This is a genomic window from Mesorhizobium sp. M7A.F.Ca.US.006.04.2.1, from assembly GCF_004022915.1.
Taxonomy (GTDB): Bacteria; Pseudomonadota; Alphaproteobacteria; order Rhizobiales; family Rhizobiaceae; genus Mesorhizobium; species Mesorhizobium ciceri.
On sequence record NZ_RZQA01000397.1, the window covers coordinates 1 to 5,728 of the forward strand.

General features: G+C 59.9%; 4 protein-coding genes. 3 read left to right on the forward strand and 1 reads right to left on the reverse strand.

Annotated features, from left to right (window positions below):
- Positions 1–209: 209 nt before the first annotated feature.
- From EN925_RS20550 to EN925_RS20560, 3 genes are all read left to right on the forward strand, one after another.
- Entirely contained in the window at positions 210–602 is a 393-nt protein-coding gene (locus EN925_RS20550; protein WP_063172891.1) for a RidA family protein, read from the forward strand.
- A gap of 172 nt (positions 603–774) precedes the next feature.
- Positions 775–1,473, forward strand: a complete 699-nt coding sequence (locus tag EN925_RS20555) for a DUF5343 domain-containing protein (RefSeq protein ID WP_127368182.1) — start codon at positions 775–777, stop codon at positions 1,471–1,473.
- Positions 1,470–2,060, forward strand: coding sequence for a Swt1 family HEPN domain-containing protein (locus tag EN925_RS20560; RefSeq protein WP_127368183.1), 591 nt, complete (start codon positions 1,470–1,472; stop codon positions 2,058–2,060). The genes EN925_RS20555 and EN925_RS20560 overlap by 4 nt, the downstream gene beginning before the upstream one ends.
- Before the next feature lie 4 nt (positions 2,061–2,064).
- Here the strand turns inward: EN925_RS20560 and carB are convergent, their stop codons facing one another.
- Positions 2,065–5,571, reverse strand: coding sequence for a carbamoyl-phosphate synthase large subunit (gene carB / locus EN925_RS20565; RefSeq protein WP_127388487.1), 3,507 nt, complete (start codon positions 5,569–5,571; stop codon positions 2,065–2,067).
- Between the last annotated feature and the right edge of the window lie 157 nt (positions 5,572–5,728).

Consider the following 5,728-nt stretch of genomic DNA (forward strand, 5'->3'; position numbering starts at 1 on the left):
CTCCCCCTGTGGGAGAAGGTGGCCTCGCGAAGCGAGGTCGGATGAGGGGTGTTCCAGGGAACGCCGCCGCCTCATTCCGCTGGAACACCCCTCAACCGTCCCGGCGCTAACGCGCCGATCCACCTTCTCCCACAAGGGGAGAAGGGAAGAACGGCGCTGGCGTTCCGCCAGTGCGGGGATAAGCTCCCTGCAAACAAGGGAGATTTGCCATGAAGAAAGAAATCATCGAAGTGCCGGTCATGTCGGACAAGGTGCGGGCGCTCGGCCTGCCCTGTTCGACGGCGGTCAAGGCCAACGGCTTCGTGTTCATCTCGGCGACGCCGCCGGTGGACATGGTGACCGGCGAGATGGTGCGCGGCGACATCGAGGTGCAGACCGAGGCGTCGCTGAAGGCGCTGAAGCATTGCCTGGAAGCGGCCGGCACCTCGCTCGACAATGTGGTGATGGTGCGCATCTACGCCGTCAATTCCGGCTTCTACAACGCCATCAACCGGGTTTATGCGAGGTACTTTAGCGTCAACCCGCCGGCGCGCAGTTTTGTGCCTGTGGCGTCTTGGCCGATGGAGTTTGATATCGAGATCGAGTGTGTGGCTGTGGCTTGAGGGGCTTCACCAATACGGCGTGGGCGATTCGCCAAGAAGATGCTGCAGGCACTCAATATGTACAAAAAACAGATGAAGGAGCTGCCGGTGTCGGGCGCAGCGATAGAGTGGCCGGAGGATTGCATGTAATGCCAGTCAGTTTATAATATTTCGAATAGGGCAGGAGGGGAAAGTGGCAGAAAAAGAAACTGGTTCAAACGCAGCCGTGGCCGCTGTGAAAGACGAAAAGAAGGCAGTACCCAATCGAGAGATACCCGGAAACATGCCATACACGTCTAGTGTTGGCGTGTTTAAAAGGGCGATTCAGAAAATACCTGTCAGCGAGAGACCGCCAAAATTTAATAGAGACTTCCTGAACACTGTATTTGAGATAACTGGTGGAAGTTCAATACCAGTTATACCTATTTTGAAAAGGGTTGGATTCTTAACTAGTGATGGCACACCTACCAACTACTACTCTGAATTTCAAACTGACGGAGGCAGGGCTTCAGCTGCACTCCACGCGTTGAAGACGGGCTTTTCCGAAATTTTTAAACGGAATCAGTACGCGCACAAGGCCGATCGCGACAAGATTATCGACGCAATCGTCAGCATCACTGGGCTAAATCGTGCGGACAAAGTTGTTGGCTATATTTACGGTACTTTCAGTGCGTTCCAAGAGTATGCGCAAGGAGCTGATGAGAATAAGGCTGCTGCCGTAAACGCCCCCGCGAACTCAGATTCGATGAGTTCTACACCGGATCGCATTAGCGCCCCTCAGCTAAGCCTTAACGGTATCTCATATCAGATTAATTTGGTTCTACCTGCGACTACAAACATAGAAATATACAACACAATATTTCGAAGCATCAGGGAAAACCTGATAAAATGATAGACCTTCATAAATTGGAGCTATACATTCTGAAATGCGCTGTAATCCAGGCGGAAGTGGAGAAATTTGATCAGGCTGACGGCTCTCCCTTAGGCATGAATCGTACGGATGCTGCTGCGGTTTACGACGAGCACCTGGCGCAATTTTCTAGGGAGAGCCGTTCTCGTGCTTCGAAGATGGCATCATACTATGAATTATTCTATCTCGTAGAGAACGAGATTAGAAGAATAATCCAAGAGACATTAGAGGAATCTTATGGCCGATCCTGGTGGGATACTTGTGTCGATCAGGTGATTAAAGACGAGGTTGATAAGAATCGTAAAAGAGAACTGGAGCTGGCTCTCTCGATCCGCTCCGAGCGGGAAATAGACTATACTACTTTTGGACAGCTTGGGGACATAATAAGAAAAAACTGGGCGAATTTCGCCGGCATCATGAGTAACCAACCAGCCCTATCAAGGGTACTGCATCAGCTTAACGTGTTACGTGGTACGATCGCCCATTGTGGTTTTTTGGCCGAAGACGAAGTCGACCGTCTTCATCTTACTATCAAAGACTGGTTTCGGGTGATGGCAGGCCCACGCTAGCTCCTCACGCAAAATACTCCTGCAGCGGCCGCACTTCCAAACTCCCCGCCTTCAGCGCCGCAATAGCCTCCGCCACCGCGGCCGCTCCCGACAGCGTCGTATAATACGGCACCTTCTGCATCAGCGTGGCACGGCGGAGCGACTTGGAGTCCGACACCGCCTTCTGGCCATCCGTGGTGTTGAAGACGATCTGGACCTGGCGGTTGCGGATGGCGTCTTCGATGTGGGGGCGGCCTTCCAGGACCTTGTTGATTTTTTGGGCGTCGACGCCGTTTTCGGCGAGGAAGCGGGCGGTGCCTGAGGTCGCCAGCACCTTGAAGCCGAGGCCGGCGAGGCGCTTGACCGCCGGCAGGATGCCTTTCTTGTCCTCGTCGCGCACCGAGACGAACAGCGTGCCGGAGCGCGGCAGGTCGACGCCGGCGCCCAACTGGCTCTTGGCGAAGGCCAGCGCAAAATCGCGGTCGAGGCCCATGACCTCGCCGGTCGAGCGCATTTCCGGGCCGAGCAGGATGTCGACGCCGGGGAAGCGGGCGAAGGGGAACACGGCTTCCTTGACCGCGATGTGGCCGGGGTTCCTGGGATCAGGCATCGCGCCGTAATGGGCGAAGGCGTCTTCCAGTTTTTCGCCGGCCATGATGCGGGCGGCGATTTTCGCGATCGGCCGGCCGATGGTCTTGGCGACGAACGGCACGGTGCGTGACGCGCGCGGGTTGACCTCCAGCACATAGACCGTGCCGTCCTTGATCGCGTATTGCACGTTCATCAGGCCGCCGACATTGAGCGCGCGGGCAAGGGCTGCCGTCTGGCGCTCCAGCTCGTCGACCAGTTCGGAAGGCAGCGAGTGCACCGGCAGCGAGCAGGCACTGTCGCCCGAATGGATGCCGGCTTCCTCGATGTGTTCCAGAATGCCGGAGACGAAGGTCGACTTGCCGTCGCAGAGGCAGTCGACATCGACCTCGATGGCGCCACTGAGATAGGTGTCGAACAGCAGCGGGTTCTTGCCCAGCAGCGTGTTGATCTGGCCGGTCTTGTCGTTGGGGTATTTCTGCTTGATGTCCTCCGGCACCAGGCCGGGCACGGTGTCGAGCAGGTAGGTCTGCAGCATGCCCTCGTCATGAATGATCTGCATGGCGCGGCCGCCCAGCACATAGGACGGGCGCACCACCAGCGGGAAGCCGAGCTCGCCGGCAACCAGGCGGGCCTGCTCGACCGAATAGGCGATGCCGTTCTTCGGCTGGCTGAGGTTCAGCTTGTGCAGCAGCTTCTGGAAGCGGTCGCGGTCTTCGGCGAGATCGATCATGTCGGGCGAGGTGCCGAGGATCGGGATGCCGGCCTTCTCCAGCGCATCGGCGAGCTTCAGCGGCGTCTGGCCGCCGAACTGCACGATGACGCCGACCAGCTCGCCCGACGCCTGTTCGGCGCGCAGGATCTCCAGCACGTCTTCCGCCGTCAGGGGCTCGAAATAGAGCCGGTCTGAGGTGTCATAGTCGGTCGAGACCGTCTCGGGGTTGCAGTTGATCATGATCGCCTCATAGCCGGCATCGCGCAGCGCGAAGGCGGCGTGGCAGCAGCAATAGTCGAACTCGATGCCCTGGCCGATGCGGTTCGGCCCGCCGCCGAGGATGACGACCTTCTTGCGCGACGAGACCTGCGCCTCGTTGGCCAGCGCGCCGGCGAACGGCACTTCATAGGTCGAGTACATGTAGGCGGTGGGCGAGGCGAACTCGGCCGCACAAGTGTCGATGCGTTTATAAACAGGATGAACGTCGAGCTTTTCGCGAGCTTTCTGAATCACTTCGGCGTCGGTCTTCGTCAGCGACGCGAGGCGGGCATCGGAGAAGCCCATGGCCTTCAGCATGCGCAGATTGACGGCATCCTCGGGAATGCCGTGCTCGCGGATGCGGGCTTCCATGGCGACGATGCCGGCGATCTGTTCGAGGAACCACGGGTCGATCTTGCACATGGCGTGCACGTCCTCCAACGAGGTGCCCATGCGGATCGCCTGCGCCACCATGCGCAGCCGGTCGGGCGTCGGCGTGCCGAGCGCTGCACGAATGGCGTTGCGGTCGTCGGCATGGTTGGCGGAACCGAGGCCCCCATGGCTGAGACCGGGAATCTCGATCTCGTCCAGACCAGTCAGGCCGGTTTCCAGTCCACGCAGCGCCTTCTGCAGCGATTCCTGGAAGGTGCGGCCGATGGCCATGACTTCGCCGACCGACTTCATGGCGGTGGTCAGCACCGGCTCGGCGCCGGGGAATTTCTCGAAGGCAAAGCGCGGGATCTTCGTGACGACGTAATCGATCGACGGCTCGAACGAGGCCGGCGTGGCGCCGCCGGTGATGTCGTTCTCCAACTCGTCCAGCGTATAGCCGACGGCGAGTTTTGCCGCGATCTTGGCGATCGGGAAACCGGTCGCCTTCGAGGCCAGGGCCGACGAGCGCGAGACGCGCGGGTTCATCTCGATGACGACGAGGCGGCCATCGGCCGGGTTGACGGCGAACTGTACGTTGGAGCCGCCGGTCTCGACGCCGATCTCGCGCAGCACCGCGATCGAGGCGTTGCGCATCATCTGGTATTCTTTGTCGGTCAGCGTCAGGGCAGGGGCGACGGTGATCGAGTCGCCCGTATGCACGCCCATCGGGTCGATGTTCTCGATCGAGCAGACGATGATGCAATTGTCCGCTCTGTCGCGGACGACCTCCATCTCATACTCCTTCCAGCCGAGCACGCTCTCCTCGATCAGCACTTCGGTGGTCGGCGAGGCGTCGAGGCCGGACTGGACGATCTCGTAGAATTCGGCGCGGTTGTAGGCGATGCCGCCGCCGGTGCCGCCCATGGTGAAGGACGGGCGGATGATGGCCGGCAGGCCGACATGGTCGAGCGCCTGGGCGGCGATCGCCATGCCATGGCTGATATAGCGCTGCTTGCGGTCGCCTTCGCCGAGGTTCCAGCGGGTTTCCAAGGCGTCGAGCGCAGCGTCGAGATCGGCCGGTTTCTCGGCCTTGAGCGCGGCGCGCTCGGCCTCATGCGTCTTGCGGTCGGTGTTCTTGACGTCGGTGGCGTTGGCCAGCATCGACTTCGGCGTTTCCAGGCCGATCTTCTTCATCGCCTCGCGAAACAGCGCGCGGTCCTCGGCCTTGTCGATGGCGGTAGCATCGGCGCCGATCATCTCGACATTGTAGCGCTCGAGCACGCCCATGCGGCGCAGCGACAGAGCGGTGTTGAGCGCGGTCTGGCCGCCCATGGTCGGCAGCAGCGCGTCGGGCCGCTCCTTGGCGATGATCTTGGCCACCACTTCAGGCGTGATCGGCTCGATATAGGTGGCGTCGGCCAGTTCCGGGTCGGTCATGATGGTGGCCGGGTTGGAATTGACCAGGATGACGCGGAAGCCTTCCTCCTTCAGCGCCTTGCAGGCCTGCGTGCCGGAATAGTCGAACTCGCAGGCCTGGCCGATGACGATGGGGCCGGCCCCGATGATCAGGATCGACTTGATGTCAGTGCGTCTTGGCATGTCAAAGGTCCGTTCGGCGGGCGGCTTGCACAAAAAACCGGGACGGGAAGACCCGGCCGGTTGTGCTCGCGATTCTGGTATCAGGCTAGGAGGGCCTTATAGGGAAGAGTTTTGACTGATGTAACCCCGAAAATGCGAGGTAGGGGAATAGGGGAAT